The organism is Streptomyces sp. NPDC007164, from assembly GCF_040634135.1.
Lineage (GTDB): Bacteria > Actinomycetota > Actinomycetes > Streptomycetales > Streptomycetaceae > Streptomyces > Streptomyces sanglieri.
Genome location: NZ_JBEYFB010000005.1, coordinates 164,382 through 182,917, shown reverse-complemented (window position 1 = coordinate 182,917; position 18,536 = coordinate 164,382). Strand labels below are relative to the sequence as shown.

General features: G+C 73.7%; 11 protein-coding genes. All 11 read right to left on the bottom strand.

The genetic code is table 11. The features are described from left to right. Positions 1–179: 179 nt before the first annotated feature. Positions 180–1,205 (bottom strand): FAD-dependent oxidoreductase, encoded by a 1,026-nt coding sequence (locus ABZ622_RS11015; protein WP_360542143.1) that lies wholly within the window; start codon positions 1,203–1,205, stop codon positions 180–182. Then, the gene (locus ABZ622_RS11010) at positions 1,205–1,369 is read right to left on the bottom strand and encodes a hypothetical protein (protein ID WP_360542059.1); all 165 of its coding nucleotides are present in this window, start codon (positions 1,367–1,369) and stop codon (positions 1,205–1,207) included. The genes ABZ622_RS11015 and ABZ622_RS11010 overlap by 1 nt, the downstream gene beginning before the upstream one ends. A gap of 79 nt (positions 1,370–1,448) precedes the next feature. Further along, complete coding sequence (locus ABZ622_RS11005) at positions 1,449–2,015, bottom strand: YciI family protein (RefSeq protein ID WP_360542058.1); 567 nt, start codon at positions 2,013–2,015, stop codon at positions 1,449–1,451. Positions 2,016–2,124: 109 nt separating this feature from the next. Continuing rightward, positions 2,125–3,525: an MDR family MFS transporter gene (locus ABZ622_RS11000; protein ID WP_360542057.1), complete on the bottom strand. Its 1,401-nt coding sequence runs from the start codon at positions 3,523–3,525 to the stop codon at positions 2,125–2,127. Then, a complete protein-coding gene (locus ABZ622_RS10995) occupies positions 3,522–13,487 on the bottom strand; it encodes an amino acid adenylation domain-containing protein (protein WP_360542056.1) in 9,966 nt (3,321 codons plus the stop codon). Before ABZ622_RS10995 ends, ABZ622_RS11000 begins: the two co-directional genes overlap by 4 nt. A 1-nt stretch (position 13,488) precedes the next feature. After that, complete coding sequence (locus tag ABZ622_RS10990; protein WP_360542055.1) at positions 13,489–14,274, bottom strand: ABC transporter ATP-binding protein; 786 nt, start codon at positions 14,272–14,274, stop codon at positions 13,489–13,491. Then, on the bottom strand, positions 14,271–15,200 hold the full coding sequence (locus ABZ622_RS10985; RefSeq protein ID WP_360542142.1) for an iron chelate uptake ABC transporter family permease subunit: 930 nt from the start codon (positions 15,198–15,200) through the stop codon (positions 14,271–14,273). Before ABZ622_RS10985 ends, ABZ622_RS10990 begins: the two co-directional genes overlap by 4 nt. A gap of 62 nt (positions 15,201–15,262) precedes the next feature. Further along, positions 15,263–16,285 carry an iron chelate uptake ABC transporter family permease subunit gene (locus ABZ622_RS10980; RefSeq protein WP_360542054.1) on the bottom strand — a complete coding sequence of 341 codons (1,023 nt, stop codon included), beginning with the start codon at positions 16,283–16,285 and terminating at the stop codon, positions 15,263–15,265. Further along, positions 16,282–17,280 carry an ABC transporter substrate-binding protein gene (locus ABZ622_RS10975; RefSeq protein WP_360542053.1) on the bottom strand — a complete coding sequence of 333 codons (999 nt, stop codon included), beginning with the start codon at positions 17,278–17,280 and terminating at the stop codon, positions 16,282–16,284. The genes ABZ622_RS10980 and ABZ622_RS10975 overlap by 4 nt, the downstream gene beginning before the upstream one ends. A gap of 105 nt (positions 17,281–17,385) precedes the next feature. Beyond that, entirely contained in the window at positions 17,386–18,237 is an 852-nt protein-coding gene (locus ABZ622_RS10970; RefSeq protein WP_360542052.1) for a siderophore-interacting protein, read from the bottom strand. Continuing rightward, positions 18,234–18,473: a phosphopantetheine-binding protein gene (locus ABZ622_RS10965; protein WP_266692388.1), complete on the bottom strand. Its 240-nt coding sequence runs from the start codon at positions 18,471–18,473 to the stop codon at positions 18,234–18,236. The genes ABZ622_RS10970 and ABZ622_RS10965 overlap by 4 nt, the downstream gene beginning before the upstream one ends. Positions 18,474–18,536 lie beyond the last annotated feature (63 nt).

The following is an 18,536-nucleotide window of genomic DNA, read 5'->3' as shown; positions in this document are numbered from 1 at the left end:
CCCGGGCGGCTGTTGTGGACTGCCGAGTGTGTTGTGGGAGCTGCACGCCCTGCCATGGACGGAACGCGTGGGCGGGTGGACTCTTGTGGCCCTCGGACCCCCGGTCCGGGAGCACACCGCCCTTCGTCCGGGAGTACACCGCCCTTCGTGACCGGGCGACTCACCAGGGTGACGAGCCGCTACTCGGGGTGTACGAGTTGTCCGGCCGCGCGCAGCGCCAACAGGGCCGCGAGCGTCACCCCGGGATGCGCAGCCAGCGCGACGACTCCCGGAGCACTCGCCAGCGGTGCGCAGAGCACTCCGTCGCCCGCCGGTATCGGGCGGACCCCTGCGGTCACCTCTCCCAGCACCGGTTCCCTCGGCAGTCCGAACGCCTCCCTCACCGCGCTCAGGGACTCACGCACCCGCGCCCGGGTCGCCGTCTCCGTCTCGCCGGGGACCATGTCCTCAGCTCCGACGAAGCCGTGCCGGGCGGACGGCCTGATCTCGAAATCCGGTGTGGACACCACCCGGTCCAGGCGTAGTTCCGGTGCGGAGAAGGTGAAGCGCGCGGCCGGGACACCGGGCACCTCGATGTCCTCGCCGAGCTGCTCGGCGAGGGCGGGCAGGCCCGTCCCGCAGGCGAGCACGATCCGATCTACGACAAGTGTCTCTCCGGCGCCCCGCAGCTCGTAGCCGCCCGCCCGCCGGGCCCGGACGCGATCCACCCGGGCGGCGACGACGGTGGCCCCGCCGGCCCGCGCGCGGGCGAGAAAGCCGTGCCGCAGGGCGTCCGGCTCGACCATGCCCTCGTCACTCGCGTACGCGGCGACCGGTGGCGGTACCCGCACGCCGGGAAGGATCTGCCGCAGAGCCTCCGCCTCGACGGTCGCGACGCCGGGACCCGATCGCTCGGCGAATCGAGCCGTCGCGGCTGCGGTCGATGCCCAGCTCACGGCGCCGTTCCAGGTGATGAGGCCGCGCAACGGCGGCGTCGCCGTCACGTCGCGCAGCGCGCCGAGCGACCGCGCGAGCTCGTCCCGATCGCGCGCACCCGACGGCGGCTCCGCCGCCGACCCGTGCGAGTTGAGCCAGCCGAACGCCACATCCGTCACCGGCGGCCGCGACTCCTCCGCCGTGCGGACCACGACGGACAGGCCACGGCGCACGAGTTCGTCCGCCACCGCCGCTCCCAGCACACCCGAGCCGACCACGGCGACGCGCATCACCGGCGGGCCTCCCGCCGGGTGCGGGTGACGCGGGCCGCTGTTGGGCGTGCGGCGCGAGCGACCGTGCGGCCGAGGAGCACGGGGCGGGCGGCATCGGGCGTCGGCTCACCGTGGAGCCGGGCCTTACCGACCTGGCTCTCAACGGCCGCGGGGATGGTCATGAAACCTCTCTCCTTCTACCTGAGCGGCTCTGACAGGGGGTTGGACGCGGGGACCGGGATCCGCTTTCACCACGGACCCTCAGTTGCGTCCACCGCGCTGCCAGCGCCGGGCCGTGAGTGGGGTGGGGCCGCCGGAGAACCGGTCTGCCAACGACTGGACCAGGCTCCGCGCCTCGTCCGGGAGCGCCCGCACGGCCGCGACCACCCCCGTCGTGCTCTCCCGGTCGTCGTCGACCAGGACGGCCACGAAGCTCAGCCGGCCGTCCGGCTCCGCGTCCGGCGACCACTGCTCGGCATCGCCCGGGGTGCGGGGACGCGCGGGCCACTGGGCGGTGACGAGCGTGTACGGGGCATCCGCCGCCGGCTCGCGGCGCAGCAGCACCTCCGCCCGGACTGCCGTGAACCCCTGGTAGAGGCCGGCCCTCCAGTACGGCTCCTCGGTCGCGAACCGCTCCGCGGCGGCGCGGTCGGCGAGGTCGACGATGTGCACGCTGCCCGTGTGCTCTTCTCCATCGTCGGACAGGGTGGGGCCGCGGAGTATCAACCGACCGTCGAACCGGTCCATGTAGGACCAGTGCTCCTCGCCGAACTCCAGCAGCTGGTCAGCGACCCCCGGCCTGTCTTGCGCGTGAACGTAGAACGTCATGCCGAGACGGTACCGGAGCGCTCGGGACAGGCCCCGGCGGCCGTCCTGCCGCCGTCCGCCCCACCTTCCCGCGGCCCCCGGAGAGCAGGCAATCGGCGGCGCTCGTGGCTCATGGCCTCCTGACCTCGGTCCGGGGCAGCCGTGTGGCCCCGGCGGCGGCGACCAGACAGAAGGCGAGCACCCACCAGAAGGTGTCACCGAACGCCGCGGAGATGTCCGGGCCGCGGGCGGACAGCCGGTTCTGCAGGACCACGGCGAGGGCGGCGGTGCCGATCGAACCGCCCACCGTGTTGAGCAGGTTGAGCGCTCCGGAGGCACGCGGGAGCTGCGCGGGCTCGATGCGGCTGTAGACGATGTTCATCACGGGCGCGCCGACCATGGCCATCCCGAAGCCGCGTACCACCAGGGCCGAGACGATCACGGCGTCCGGGAGTCCGTGGCCGAGCTGGGTGAACGGCACCGTTCCGGCGAGGATCAGCACGATGCCGGTGACCACCAGGGTTCTCGGCGCGACCTTGCTGATGGTGCGGTTGACCAGCACCGAACCCGCCGCCGCGCCCAGCCCCTGGGGTGCGAGCAGCAGTCCCGCCTCCCAGGCGGACATGCCCCGGCCGGTCTGGAAGTACAGCGGCAGCAGGAACATCGTGCCGAACACCGAAGCGCCGAGGACCAGCAGGGCGACGGCGGCGGCGCCGAAGGGGGGCCGGGCGAACAGCCGGGGGTCGACCAGCGGGGTGCCGCGGGTGCGCAGTCCGTGCACGGTGAAGCCGATCAGCATCGCCAGCCCGGCGGCCACGCCGACCGTGGCCGGGACGGTGCGCCCGTGGGCGACCTCGGTCAGGCCGTAGACCAGCACGGCCAGGCCCGGCGAGAGCAGCAGGGCCCCCCGCAGGTCGAACGCGGTGCGCCGGGTCGACGGGGGCACCACCGGCACATGGCGGCGGGCGAGCAGGACCGCGGCCACGCCGATCGGCAGGTTGACCAGGAACAGCCACGGCCAGGGCGCCACCGCGAGGATGGAGCCGCCGGCCAGCGGGCCGAACACCGGTGACAGCAGCGGGACGACGGCGACGATGCTGATGACCCGTCCGGTGCGGCCGGGGCCCGCGACACGGGCCAGCAGCGCCTGCCCGGTCGCGGGCAGCAGCCCGCCGCCGAGGCCCTGGACCACCCGGAACACGATCAGGCTGGTGACGGACCAGGCCGACGCGCACAGCACCGAGCCGAGGAGGAACACGCCGATGGCGGCGACCCAGGCCCGCCGGCCGCCGAAGCGGTCGGCCAGCCAGCCGGAGGCCGGCACGGCCGCGACCACGGCCAGCAGATAGGCGGTGGAGACCCACTGGATCTCGGCGACGGACGCGCCGAACTCCTCGGTGAGGCGGTCGATGCCGACGCTGACGATCGTGGCGTCCAGCGTGGCCATGAAGGTGCCGAGCACCAGGATGAACGCGATCCGCAGCAGCTGTCTGTCCACACGCTCCACCGGGGGCGCGGCGTCGGCGCTCATCGGCCCTCCAGCAGGTTCAGTACGTCGCGGTCGAGGTGTGCGTCCAGGCCGCGGAGCAGGTCGAGGAGTTCCCCGGCGAGCCCGTCGGTGTCCGTGCCGGCCCGGTGGGCGAGCACGCCGGTCCAGCCCTCGCCGTCCGGCATGACGGTCAGGGTCGCGGGGTGGTGGGTGGACTCCCGGAACCGGGTGCCGGTGACGGTGAGCCCTGGGGCGGGTTCACGCAGGCGGTCCGGGTCGACCGGGTAGTTCTCGAACACCACCATGCTGTCGAAGAGCCTGCGCCGTCCCGTGAGCCGTTCCAGGTCGGAGAGGGGGACATGGTGGTGTTCGACCAGGCTTCGCTGCCCGGACTGGAGGGCGGTGAGCGTCTCGGCGAGGGTCCCGTCGAGCCGGGCGCGTACCGGCACGGTGTTGGCGAGCAGCCCGATGATCTCCTCGACGCCCTCCAGCTCCGGCGGACGGCAGGAGACCATGGCGCCGAAGCAGACGTCGTTGTGGCCGGACCGCCGTGCGAGGAGCACCGCCCACGCGCCCTGCACCAGGGTGTTGAGGGTCAGCCCGCGCCGGGCGGCGAGCCGGGTGAGGTCCGCGACCAGGTCCGGGCCGAACGTGATGACCTCGGGCTCCTGCCAGGCCGGACCGGGTTCGCCGTCGCCCAGGTAGTCCCCCTCCGGCAGCCCGTCCAGTTCGGTCGCCCAGGCGTCGAGATCCGGCTCGTGCTCGGCGCACCAGGTCAGGTAGTCGGCGAACGGTACGGGGGCGGGCAGGGCCGGGGCCCCGCCGGTCAGCCGCGCGGTGTAGAGGGTGAAGAGTTCGCCGAGGATGCGGGGGGCGGACCAGCCGTCGGAGAGCGTGTGATGGCTGGTCATGACGAGGTCGGCGGCCTCGGGGCCGCGCCGGATCACGGTGAGGCGGAAGAGCGGGCCCCGGGCGAGGTCGAACGGCTCGGCGAGGTCGGCCGCCAGGACCGCGTCGGCCGGCTCGTCGGTGACGCGGAACTCCGGCCGGGGCCTCGTGGGGATCACCGCCAGCGAGGCGGGGAACACGGCGCCCAGGTTCGGGTGACGGGCCAGCAGGTCGTCGCCCGCCGCGCGCAGGGCGTCGGCGTCGAGCCGGCCCGCGAGGGAGAACGTCGACTGCACGGTGTACGGGTCGGGGCGCTCGGTCCGCGAGTGCCGCAGCATCACCTCCTGCAGTGGGGTGAGCGGCTGGACGCCGGCGACCGGGCGGTCCCGGTCGAGCGCTTCGATCTCCGGTGCCGCGGCGGTCCGCAGCAGCGCGGTCCTCAGGTGCCCGGCCAGGTCCTCGATCTCGGAGGTCGTGAACAGCGCGGCCGGCCAGGTGATCCGGACCCCGAGGGCGTCGTCGCGCACCAGGGCGTTGACCATCAGGCTGTACGGCAGGGGCATCGCGTCGGAGCCGTCGGAGCCGAGCGGGTCGGCGTCCGGGGGCGCCTGCCACGGTGTCTCCTGTTCCGGGGCGCCGGGGTACTGGCCGAGGTAGTTCCAGGCGATCTCCGGTTCCACGGGGTCCAGCAGACCGGCCGAGGTGAGGATGCCGTGTCCGAGGCCGTCGCCCTGGGCGCGCAGCCGCTCCTTGACCGCCTTCACGTCGTCGTCCGCGTCGAGCCGTACGGGGTGGATGGCGGTGAACCAGCCGACGGTCTGGGAGAGGTCGACCTCGCGCGGGCGGCCGTGGCTCTCCAGCGCGACCAGCACCTGCGGTGTCCCGCGCCATTCCCGTACCGCCTGGGCGAGCGCCGTCAGCAGGACGGCGTCCGGGGTGGTGCGGTAGGCGGCCGGCAGGGTCGTGATCAGGGCGCGGGTCGTGTCGGTGTCGAGCCGGAGCTCGTGGTGCGTGGCGGTGGCCACGGTGTCCCGGGACGGGTCCAGCGGGCCGGTGAGGGCCTCGGTGGCGTGCATCCGCTGCCAGTGCGGCAGTTCGGCACGCCGGTCGGCGTCGTGCAGCGAGCGCGCCCAGCCGAGGAACGACTGCCCGTGCCGGGTCAGCTCGCCACCGGAGTGGGCGTGTTCCAGGTCGTCCAGCAGGACGCGCCAGGACACGCCGTCGACGACCAGGTGGTGGGCGATCAGGGCGAGCCGGCCCGGCCGGCCGGGTCCCGCGTCGACCCACAGTGCGCGCAGCAGTGGACCGGTGCGCGGGTCCATCGCCTTGCGGGCAAGGGCGATCCCGGCGTCCACGGCGGCCCGCAGGTCGCCGTCCGCCCGGACGGCGGTCAGTACCTCTGCGCCGGTCACCGCGCCGGCCGGCGGGATGCGCAGCATGTCGCCGGCCAGGTGGGCCCGCAGCGCGTCGTGGCGGGCGAGGACGTCGTCGAGCACGGCCTGCCAGGTCGTCTCGTCGCCGCCCGGCGGGACGCAGATCTCCACCCACTGGCAGAAGCCGTCGGCGGCGGCCCCGGAGCGGCGCAGCAGGTCCCGCATGACCGGCGTCAGCGGCGCGTCGCCCACCGCGGGTGCCTCACCGCCGTCCAGGGTGCGGGCGCGGGCGGCGATTCCGGCGACCGTCTCCCCCTCGAAGACATCCTTCGGGGTCAGTCCGAGTCCCTGGCGCCGGACCCGGGAGACCAGTTGCAGGGAGACGATGCTGTCGCCGCCGATGTCGAAGAAGTTGTCGTCGGGACCGATGTCGTCGGTGCCCAGGACGTCCCGGAACACGGCGAGCAGGACGGCCTCCGCCTCGGTGGCGGGTTCGCGCCGTGCGGTGGCCGCGGTCTCGGGGGCCGGCAGTGCGGCGGAGTCGAGCTTGCCGCTGGGGCTCAGCGGCAGCCGGTCGAGGGGGACGAGCGCCGTCGGCACCATGTGGTCGGGCAGTTCCTCGGCGAGGTACGCGCGGACCTGTGCGGTGTCCAGGTCGGCGCCGTCGGTCGGGATGACGTAGCCGACGAGCCTGCCCTCCCGCATGATCACGGCGCAGGCGCGCACCTCCGGGTGGCCGGTCAGCGCGGACTCGATCTCGCCCAGCTCGACCCGGAAGCCGCGGACCTTGACCTGGTGGTCGGCGCGGCCGAGGAAGACCAGTTGCCCGTCCGGCCGCCACCGCACCAGGTCGCCCGTGCGGTACATCCGCTCGCCCGGCGGGCCGAACGGGTCGGCCACGAACGCGGCGGCGGTCAGGCCGGGGCGGCCGAGGTAGCCGCGGGCCAGGCTCGGCCCGGCGAGGTACAGCTCGCCGGTCACGCCGACGCCGGCCGGCTGGAGCCCGCCGTCGAGGACGTAGGCGCGGACGTTGGGGTCGGGGCGGCCGATCGGCAGCGGTCCCTCGTCGTCCGGGTCGTAGTGCCAGGTCGTGGAGTTGATGGTGACCTCGGTCGGCCCGTAGGCGTTGAACAGCGCCCTGCGGCCCTCGCCCCAGCGCCGGGCCAGCTCGGGGTCGAGCCGTTCGGCGCCGACGACGAAGAACACCTCGGGGTCGACGGTGCGGTCGTCGGGCATCGCGGCCAGGAACGACGGGAGCAGGTTCACCCCGGTCACCCGGTGCTCGACGATGTAGTCGAGCAGTTCGTCGCCGGGTACGCGCACCTCCTCGGGCGCGATCACGGACGTACCGCCGGAGAGCAGCGGCACCATGGTCTGCCAGAACGCGACGTCGAAGCCGGTCGACGCGAAGTGCAGGTACCGGTCGTGCTCGGTGACTCCGACGACCTCCTCCTGGAGTGCGATCAGGTCGGGCACGCCGCGGTGGGTGACGCCGACTCCCTTGGGGCGCCCGGTGGTTCCGGAGGTGTAGATGACGTACGCGAGGGCGTCCTCGGTGAGCCGTTCGCGTGCCCCGGCCGGGTCGGTGTCCGGTACGGCGGCGAGGGTGGCCGGGTCGTCGAGGCGCAGGACCGGGATCTCGCGCTCGACGGGCAGTTCGGCGCCGGTCGACACGACGGCGGCCGGTGCGATGTCGTCGAACATGTACGCGAGGCGTTCCTGCGGGTAGCTCGCGTCCATCGGCACGTACACCGCGCCCGCCTTGGCGACGCCGAACAGGGCCACGGTCATCTCGATGTCGCGGCCGAGCAGGACCGCGACCGGGTCCTGGGGCCGTACCCCGCGCGCGATCAGCGCATGGGCGAGGCGATTGGCCTCACGGTCCAACTCCGTGTAGCTCAGGCTGCGTTCGCGGCAGGCCAGGGCCTCGGCGTCGGGCCGGCGGTCCACCTGGGCGGCGAACTCGTCGAGCCAGTGGCCGCGGTTCCTGGCGGGTACGGCGGCGGTGCCGGTACGAAGCATCCGTGCCCGCTCGTCAGGGTCGAGGGCGGGCAGCCGGACCGCGGGCCGGGCCGGGTCGTCGACGATCTCCCGCAGCAGGTTGTGCAGCCAGCGGCCGTAGTCGCGCACGGTCGCCCCGGCGAAGGCGCTCGGCTGGTGGCCGAGGCCGATGGTGATCTCCTCGTCCGGGATCACGATGACGGTCAGCGCGTAGTGCGTGGCATCGGTGATGTCCACCCCGGCCAGGTCGAGCCCGGGGGCGAGCGGGGTGCGCTTCCGGCTGGAGAGCGGGAAGTTCTCCATGACCAGCATCGTGTCGAAGAGTTCGCCGATGCCGACCGCCCGCTGGATCTCGGGCAGGCCGACGTGGTGGTGTTCGGCCAGTACGACGCTCTCGGCGTGCACCTGTGCCAGGAGGTCCAGCGCGGTCGCGTCCTGGGTGTGCCGTACGCGCACCGGGACGGTGGTGCCGAGCTGTCCGATCATCGACTCCACGCCATCGACCTCGGCCGGCCGGCCGGACACCGGGCAGCCGAACACGACGTCGCGGCGGCCCGTGAGCCTGCCCAGCAGCAGGCCCCAGGCGGTCTGGAGCACCGTCGTCAGGGTGATGCCGTGTTCGCGGGCGAAGGCGCGCAGCCGGTCGCTGAACTCGCGGCCCAGGCCGACGGTCTCACGGCCCGGCCGCTCGACGGCGGTGCCGGTGCTCGCGGGTGCCAGGCGGGTCGCGTCGTCGACGCCGGCCAGCGCGTCCCGCCACGCGGTGAGCGATGCCTCCCGGTCGCGGCCCGCCAGCCACCGGAAGTACTCCGACAGCGGCGGGGTGGTGGGGGCGACGGGGCCGCCGCCCAGTTCGGCGTAGACGGCGAGCAGGGTGCGGCCGACCAGCGGCATCGACCAGCCGTCAAGCAGGGCGTGGTGGTTGGTGATCACCAGCTTGTGCTCGGCGGGCCCGACCCGGGAGAGCAGGAAGCGGATCAGCGGCGGCCGGGCCGGATCGAACGGGCGCTCCAGGTCGGCGCGGGCCGCTTCGGGGAACCGGTCGTCCTCCCGCCAGTCCAGGGCGACTTCGGCGGGGACGACCTGTACCACGGTGTCTCCGGCGGTGGCCAGGTAGACCCGCAGGGCGGGGTGGCGGCGCAGCAGTTCGCGTGCGGCCCCGGCCATCCGGTCCGGTTCCAGGTCGCCGACCAGGGTGGTCACGGCCTGGACGACGTAGACGTCGGTGTCGTGGTCGTCGCGGACCAGGGTGTGGAAGGACAGCCCGACCTGAAGGGGTGTGGCGGGCAGTACGTCGGCGATGCGGCCGGCGCGTTCCAGGGTGTCGATGGCGGCCTGGTCGAGTCCGGCCAGCGGGAGGTCCGACGGGGTGAGCCCGCCCTCGGTGTGGAGCGCGTGCGCGGCCAGCGCGTCCAGCGCGGCGGCCCAGGACTGCTGGAGGGCGGACACGGTTTCGGCGCCGAGCACCCCGGTCGCGGCGGTCCACTCGACGGCGAGCCGGGGCGCGCCCTCCTCGTGGACGAAGCAGTTGAGTGCCAGCACCTGTTCCAGGGCCTTGGCGCCGGGTTCGATCACCGAGAAGGCGTCCTGCTCCGGCAGGCGCCATCCCGTTCCGGGCAGCGGGGTGAACCGGCCCAGGTAGTTGAGCAGCACGTCCGGCGGCGGGGTGGCGGCGAGTTCGCGTCCGGCCTCCGGGTCGAGGTGGCGCAGCACGCCGTAGCCGACCCCGCCGTCGGGGACGGCGCGCCGGGCCTCCTTGGCGGCCCGCAGCGTCCGGCCGACGTCGTCACAGGCGGGCACACGCACCGGGTACTCGCTGGTGAACCAGCCGACGGTACGGCCCAGATCGAGGTGTTCGCGGCCGTGGCCCTCCATCGACACGGTCACCGCGTCGTCGCGCAGGCCCCAGCCGCGCAGGGCGAGCACCAGCGCGGCCAGCAGCACCTCGTCGACCCTGGCGCGGTACGCCGTGGGCAGGGTGGTCAGCAGCGCCTCGGTGGCCTCGGCCGAGGCCACGGTGACCGAGCGGTGGGCGGTCGACACCTTGTCGCGTGTCCGGTCCAGCGGCCTGGCACCCAGCCGGGCCGCGGAGCCGAGCGCGGTCCGCCAGTGGCCGAGTTCGCCGCGCCGCGCGCCGGATTCCCCCTGGCCGGCGAGGAGTACGGCGTGCCGCCGCCAGGAAGTCCCGACAGGTTCGAGCGTGCCGCCGGTGCAGGCGGTGTGCAGGTCGGGCAGCAGGATGCGCCAGGACACGCCGTCCATGGCGAGGTGGTGCACGACGACGACCAGCCGGTCCGGGGTGTCGTCGCCGGTACGGAGCAGGGCCGTGCGCAGCAGGTCGCCGGAGCGCGGGTCGAGTTCGCCCGCCAGTCGCCGGGCCAGGGCGGTCACGTCCTCGCCGTGCGCCTCGTCGACGACGGCCCGTACCAGTCCGCGGGGCAGTACGTCCAGGCCATCGCCGGCCCGCAGCCGCAGCGCGTCGTGGTGGTCGAGCACGGCCTGTACGCCGGTGACCAGTTCGTCGTGGCCGAGTCCGTCGACGTGCAGGGCGGTCCACTGCGCGTATCCGGCGACGGCGTCCACGTCGGGGTGCGGGTCGAGCAGTTCGCGCACGATCGGCGGGGCGGGCACCGGCCCGGTCGGGTCGTCCACCGGCTCGGGTGCCTGTGCCAGCAGCTCGGCGGAGGCCGCCAGGGCGGCGAAGCTGCGGCGCGCCAGCAGGTCCCGGGGCCGCAGTCCGAGGCCCGCCGCCCGCAGTCTGCTGCTGACGGTGATCGCGGTGATGCTGTCCCCGCCCAGCGCGTAGAAGTCGTCGTCCACGCCGACCCGTTCGACGTCGAGCGCCTCCGCGAGGACCGCGCACAGCAGCCGCTCCCGTTCGGTGCTCGGCTCCCGGCCGCCGCTGTGCAGCGCGGGCACGGGCAGTGCGGCGCGATCGAGCTTTCCGTTGGGTGTGACCGGCAGCCGGCCCAGCACCACGACCGCCGCGGGCACCATGTGTTCGGGCAGCCGCTCGGCCAGGTGGGCGCGTGCCTCGTCCCCGGTGACCGAGGCGGACACGACGTAACCGACCAGCCGGGACGACCGCACCGCGGCGGCCGCCGCGGTGACCCCGGGCACGGCGGCGAGGGCCGTCTCCACCTCGCCGGTCTCCACCCGGTGGCCGCGGATCTTGACCTGTCCGTCGCCCCGGCCCCGGTACTCCAGGCCCCGGCCCGGCACCCAGCGGGCCAGGTCGCCGGTGCGGTACATCCGCTCGCCCGGCGCGCCGAACGGGTCGGCGACGAAGCGCTCCGCGGTCGCCCCGGGCCTGCCGAGGTAGCCACGGGCCAAGTGCGGGCCGGCCAGGTACAGTTCGCCCGCCGTGCCGTGCGGCACCGGCTGCAGCGCGCTGTCCAGCAGATAGATCCGGGTGCCGGCGAGGGGGTGGCCGATCGTCGGCTCGTCGCCCTCGATCCGTGCGGTGGTACTGTCCACGGTCGCCTCGGTCGGGCCGTAGATGTTGCGCGCGGCGATCCCCGATCCGGCGACCCGCCGCCACAGCGCGGGCGGGGTGGCTTCGCCGCCGAGTACCAGCAGGGTGGGCCGCAGCTCCAGCAGGCCGCCGTCGATCAGTGGCGAGGCCATCGACGGTGTGGTGTCCACGATGTCGATGCCGTCCCGGGCGTACGCGGCGAGCAGGGCGTCGGCGTCGCGGGCGGTCTCGGTGTCGTAGACGTGCAGTTCGTGTCCGCACAGCAGCCACACCAGGTGGTCGAAGGCGGAGTCGAAGGCGAACGAGTAGGTGTGCGCGGCGCGCAGCCGCCGGCCCGCGGCCCGCTCGGCCTCCGCGACGACCGTGGACCGCTGGTGGTGCAGCAGCGCTGCCAGGCCGCCGGCCCGGCCGAGTACGCCCTTGGGGCGGCCGGTCGATCCGGAGGTGTGGATGACGTAGGCGAGGTGCTCGGGGTGCCGGGGCGCGGCCAGTTCGTCGGTGGTCAGGGGTTCGCCGGACAGCCCGGCGGACTCGCCGAGCAGGGCGGTCCACGGCAGTCCGTCGACCGCGCCGGCGGTCAGTACGAGCGCGGGGCGGGTGTCGTCGATCAGCTCGCGCAGCCGCTCGGGCGGGTACGCGGCGTCCAGCGGCAGGAACGCGGCGCCCGCGTCAAGCACGGCCAGCAGGGCGATCACCGAGTCGGCCGAGCGCGGCAGCGCCAGCGCCACGACGTCGTCGGCGCCGATCCCGCGCGCCCGCAGGGCGCGGGCCGACCGGTGCACCCGGCCCGCCAGTTCGGCGGCGGAGAGCCGGTCGTCGCCGCAGACCAGGGCGGTGTGCCCGGGGCCGGCGGCGGCCATCGCGCCGAAGGCGGCCGGCACGTCGACCGGGGTGCCGGGCAGGGCGGGCGGGCGCCAGTCGGCGAGCAGCCGCTCCACGTCGTCGGTCAGGGCGATCCGTCCGACGGGCAGGCCGTCGGTCAGCCCGGACAGCAGTGCCCGCAGCCCGGAGAGCAGGTGATCGACGGCGGCCTGGTCCTTGGACCGGGCGTCGACCTCGAAGCCGAGCAGCAGTCCGCCCTCGCGGGTCGGCAGGACGCTGAGGCCCATGTCCTCCGGCGGGCCGCCCGCGACATTGCGCATCACACCGCCGGCCCCGGCGAAGTCGAGCGCCAGGTCGAACGCCTTGAGGTTGATCCCGCGCCCGTGCAGCAGCGCGCCGGCGCCGGGCGCAGCGAGGTCCCGGGGCAGGTCCTCGCCCCGGTAGCGCTGGTGGTCGCGCATCTCGCGCATGGCGGTGGCGACCCGTCGGCTCAGCTCCACGAGGTCGTCCCCGGCGCGCACGGTCACCCGCAGCGGCAGCACGTTGACCGCCATGGCGGGGGTGCGCAGTTCGGTCGAGCCGGCCCGGCACATCAGCGGCAGTGCGAACACCACGTCGGTGCGGCCCAGCATGCGGTGCAGGAAGGCGGCGTAGCCGGCGATCAGCGCCTCGCCCCAGGTGACGCCGATCCGGTCGGCGAAGGCGCGCAGCCGGGCCGTCTCCTCGGGGGTGACGACGGCGCGGGCGGTCAGCGTGCGGTCCGGCAACGAGGCGGCGGTGCCGGGGTCGGCGAGGTCGGGCAGCGGGGTGAACCGGTCGACCCAGTACGCGCGGTCCTCGGCGCACCGGTCGCTGTCCCGGTAGGCCCGGTCGGCGGCGACGAGGTCGGCGAACCGGCCGAAGGCCGACCGCGGCGGTTCGGTGCCGGACACCAGTGCGGTGTAGCGGGCGGCGGTGCGGCGGGCGAGCATCGAGGCGGTGTAGCCGTCGAAGACCAGATGGTGGCCGAGCTGGGTGTACCAGACCTCGTGGTCGGACAGCTTGATGACAGTGCGTGCGTACAGGGCCCGGTCGACCATCCCCCGGCAGGCCTCGGCGGCCCGCTCGCGCTCGGTCTCGACCAGTGCCTGGGCCGCGGCGGCGGGATCGGCCGAGCCGCTGACGTCGACCACCTCGGGCAGTTCGACCGGCTCCTCGCTCACCGCCTGGCGCGGCCCGTCCGGGGTGTCGTACAGCCGCAGCCGCAGGGTCTCGGCCTCTTCGGTGGTCGCCCGGACCGCCTCCGCCAGCGCGTCCACGTCGACCGGCTCGCTGCCTGATATCTCCACCACGTCGCCGACCAGGTAGTACGGCGAGTCGGGTTCGAGGCGCTGCGCGTTCCAGATGCCCGACTGGGCGCTGGTCAGGGCGAGCAGGCCGTCCGAGGAGACGCTTGCGGTGCTCAACTTACTCTCCTAGCAGTGTGGGAACGACCATCGGCGTGCCGGTCACCGGGTCGGGGACGATGACGCTGGGCAGGTCGAACACGTCCTTGATCAGCGCGGCGTCCACCACGCCCCCGGGGTCGCCCTCGGCGACCACGCGGCCGTCCTTCATGGCGATCAGGTGATCGGCGAACCGGCAGGCCTGGTTGATGTCGTGCAGGACCGCGACCACCGTGCGGCCCTGGTCGCGCAGCCTGGCCAGCAGGCCGAGCAGTTGGTACTGGTGGGTGATGTCCAGGAAGGACGTCGGTTCGTCGAGCAGCAGGTAGGGCGTCTGCTGGGCGAGCACCATGGCCATCCACACCCGCTGGCGCTGTCCGCCGGACAGTTCCTGCACGGGACGGTCGGCCAGGTCGGCGACGCCGGCGGCGGTCATCGCCCCGTCGACGGCCTCCTCGTCCTCCGGCGACCACAGGGCCAGCATCGACTGGTGCGGGAACCGTCCCCGGCCCACGAGTTGCCGGACCTTGATGTCGTCGGGTGCCAGCGGGTCCTGCGGCAGGAAGCCGAGTTGTTTGGCCAGTGCCTTGGTGGCGTAGCGGCCGACCTCGCGGCCATCGAACTCCACCTGCCCGGAGTCCGGCCGCAGCAGCCGGACCAGCGCGCTCAGCATGGTTGATTTGCCACAGGCGTTGGGTCCGACGATGGCGGTGAACGCGCCGTCGGGGATGTCGATGCTCAGCCGGGTGGACACGACCCGGTCTCCATAGCGCAGGGTTATCTCCCGCGCCGTCAGGCGTGCGGTCACGCGCGCCTCACCTCCTTGGTCAGCAGCCAGATCAGATAGCAGCCGCCGATCGCGGTGCTCACCACGCCGACGGGCAGCGCGACGGGCGCCAGCAGCATCTGGGCGATCAGGTCGGCGCCCAGGAGCAGTACGGCCCCGGTCAGGGCGGCCGGGAGCAGCGGCACTCCGGCGGCGCCCGCGAGCCTGCGGCCGATCTGGGGTGCGGCCAGGGCGATGAACGCGATCGGGCCGGCCACCGCGGTGACCGTGGCCGTGCAGCCGACGCCGACCAGCACCATCAGCAGCCGCAGCCTGTCGAGCCCGACGCCGGTGGTCACCGCGACCGCGTCGCCGAGCGATGCCTGGTGCATGGCGTGCGCCCGCGAGGCCATCAGGGCCAGCAGCACGGCGATCACCGTGAACGGGATCCCGAGGTCGGCCCAGCCCACTCCGTTGAGCGAGCCCGCGCTCCAGCCGACGGCGGCGATCGCCACCTCCAGATCGGCGCGCAGCACGATCCAGGAGTTGATCGCGGTCACCATCGCGTTGAAGGCGATGCCGATGACCACCAACCGCAGTCCGGAGAAGCCCCGTTCGAACGACAGCAGGTAGATGGCGGCCGCGACGACCAGCCCGCCGAGCACCGATCCGGCGGCGAGCTGCGCGGAGGTGCCGGACAGTACGGTGAGGGCGACCAGGGCGCCGGTGTAGGCGCCCGCGTCGAGGCCGATGACGTCCGGGCTGCCCATCGGGTTGCGGGTGAGGTTCTGGAAGATGGCCCCCGCCACACCGAGTGCGGCGCCGAAGACCAGCCCGGCCAGCACGCGTGGCAGCCGCCAGTCCCGGATCACCACGGACTGGTCCGTCCCGGTCAGTGCGGCGAACACCTCGCCGGGGGTGGACCATGACGCCCCGTAACACAGTCCGAGCAGGCCCAGCCCCAGCATCAGGGGCACCAGTACGGCGGGGAGCAGCACGGTGCGGCGCTCGACCCTCAGTCCGAGTACGGTCACAGCGACCCCGCCCCGTAGCGGCGGACGGCCCAGATCAGCATGGGGCCGCCGAGGAACGCGGTCACGATGGCGACCGGCACCTCACCGGTGGGCAGCAGCACTCGCGAGCCGATGTCGGCGACCAGCAGCAGGATCGGCCCCAGCACCATCGTGTAGAGGATCAGCCAGGGCACCGAGCCCGCCGCCGGCCTGCGTGCCAGGTGCGGCACGATCAGTCCGACGAAGAGGATCGGCCCGGCCACCGCCGTCGCCGCCCCGCTGAGCACGGTGATCAGCACCAGTGCGGCGGCCCGTACCCGGCCCACGCCCGCGCCCAGTGTGTGGGCCACGCTCTCCCCCAGCGTCAGGGCGTTGAGTGCCCGGCTCAGCAGCAGCGCGCCGAGCAGGGCCACCCCGATCGCGGTCAACGGCAGGGCCAGTGGGGCCTGTTCACGGCCTGCCAGCGACCCGACCGACCAGAACCGGTAGACGTCGAAGACATCCGGCAGCATCAGCCGCATGCCCAGCGCGACGCCGCCCAGCACCGCGGTCAGGGCCACTCCGGTGAGTACCAGACGCAGCGGTGAGCGCTGCCCGACCGCGGCGACCATCAGCGCCGCGAGAACGGATCCGGCGACCGCGAAGCCCAGTTCGCCCGCCTGCCCGGTGGCCAGACCGAGCGCCGAACCGACGGTGACGGCGAACCCGGCGCCCGCGGTGACCCCGAGGATGCCGGGCTCGGCCAGCGGGTTGCGGGCCAGCGTCTGGATCAGCACGCCGGCCACCGCGAGCGCGGCGCCCACCGCGATGGCCAGCAGCGCGCGCGGCGCCCGGATGTCTCGCACGATCACCTGGTCGTCGGTGCCCTGGTGGTCGAACAGTGCCCGCACGACCTCGGCGGGCGGAACGTGGCGGGCCCCGACGCCCATGCTGAGCACGGCGATCGCTGCCAGCAGCAGCAGTCCGCCGACGAGCAGGCCGATCTGTGGCCCGGCCCGCCCGGTTCCCGCCGCCCGGGAGGCGCGGCCCGCGACGGTCACCGGTTCAGCAGCGGAGCGAGCGACTTGTCGACCGCGTCCAGGGTCTGCATGGCCTCGCCGTAGGTCGCGGCCTCGGTGTAGCGGAGCGGGAAGGCCTTGCCGGCCTTGACGGCGGGCAGGTTCTTCCAGAGCTTCGAGTCCAGGACGTACTGGACGGACTTGGGGACGCTGCCGTCGGCGTTGACCGAGTACGTCATGACGTCGGCCTCGCGGAAGGCCGCCGGGAGTTCCTCGATGGACGGGTACTCGCTGACCGCCTGCGAACCGGGGCCGGGCTTCTTGACCTTGCCGTAGTACGTCGCGCCCACGTCCTCGGCGATGTTGGTGCCCCACGAACCGTTGAACTCGCGCTGGAAGGTGCCCTTGGCGGCGTCACCGTACGAACCGACGTGGCCCAGCTTGAGCTGGGGCAGCACGTCCTTGTACTTCTTGGACAGCTCCGCGGCCTTGGCCTCGTACGTGTTCTTCGCGGCGTCGAACTGCTTGAGGGAACCGGCGGCGTCGGACTGCTTGCGGGACAGTTCCCGCCACGCGGACGGCACGGTCGGACCGATCGCCACGACCGGGGCGATGCCCTCCAGCCGCTTGACGTCGATGTCGCCGAGTACCGGGGCGGGCACACCGATGACGATCAGGTCGGGGTCGGCCTCGGCGATGGCCTCGTAGTTGGTCTCGGTCGCCAGCTCGCCCGCCACCTTGGGGAGCTTCTTGTACTCGGCCAGGTCGTCCTTGGACATCATCGGCTCGCCGCGCTTCCACGACGAGATCCCGACCAGCGGTGCGTCGGCCTCGATGAGGGCGGGCACCGCATAGCCGGTGGCCACCACGCGCTTCGGGGCCGCCGGGATGGTGATCTTGCCGTTGTCCGCGGCGAACACCCTGGTCCTGCCCTTGTCCGAGGCGTCCGACCCGCTCTCCGAGGAGAACCCGCAGCCGGTCAGGATCAGGGCCAGCGAAGCGGCTCCGACCAGGCCGGACGATCTGCGTATGGACATGAAAATGCTCCTTGCTGGTTAGGTAAGGCTCACCTTACTAGATGGCTTTCTGGACGGGGCGGACCGGAGAGCGGCAGCACGCGCGCCCCCGGTCCGGCCGGTCGGTCAGTGGTCGTCCTCGTCGAAGTCGGCGACGCCGCACTTCCAGTAGCCGGCGATGTCGCTGTCGGCCTTCTCCAGCCGCAGCTCGTCGCGGGCCCAGCGGCGCAGCGGCTTGATCTGCCCCGCCTCACCGGCGGCCCACACGTACACCCGCTCCCCCTCGGGCACCCTCACCGCGGTCACGGCCCGCGCCAGCGCGTCGCCGGTCCCCGCCGGCCGGTCGCCGCGGTGCAGCCAGTGCACTTCGACGCCCTCGGGCGCGGACAGCTCGATCTCCTGTGCGGCGTCGACGACTTCGACGAACGCCCAGCCCCTCGCGGTCCTGGGCAGCTCCTCCAGCCACCGAGCGATCGCGGGCAGGGCCGTGATGTCACCCGCGAGCAGATAGCGGTCGTAGGTGTGCGGGACGATCATCCCGCCGGGCGGCCCCGCGAGGTGCATGATGTCGCCGGGCCGGGCCTCGCACGCCCACTCCGACGCGAGGCCGCCGTCGTGCAGGGCGACGTCGATGTCGATCTCGCCCGCGACCGGGTCGTAACGGCGCACGGTGTACTCCCGCGAGACGGACGCCGGTCGCGGCCAGCTCAGCATCAGCCCGTCCGGCTCGGGAAGCCGCAGCGAGCCGTCCGGATCCGGGAAGAGCAGCTTCACGTGCTCGTCCGGCGCGTGGGCCTCGAACCCCTCCGCGCCCGCCCCGCCCAGGGTCACCCGCAGCAGACCCGCGCCGACCGTGGCGGTGCGTACCACCTCGGTCGCCCGGATGCCGATCGGGTAGCCGACCTTCTCGGCGTGACGACCCGCCCGGACCTCCGCGATCCGCTCCAGGTGCCGGTGCCGGTGGTCGACGCGGCTCATGCGGCACCACCCGTCAGCAGCTCGGTCCAGTGCCCCAGTTCGGGCTGCTCGGCCAGGTCGGCGAACTCCAGCGCGGCCGCCCCCGCGGTCCGCCAGCGGTCGACCAGGACCATGATCCGCACCGAGTCCAGGCCGAGGTCGACAAGGTTCTCCTCGGGCGCGATCCCCGCGGGATCGCAGTCGAGCAGTTCGGCGACATCCGCACGGACGCGCTCGGGGGACAAGGTCTGATTCATCGGGTTGCTCCTGCGGGAATGGACGCCGGCAGCGCGGTCGACGCGTCGGCGGTGATGGGTACG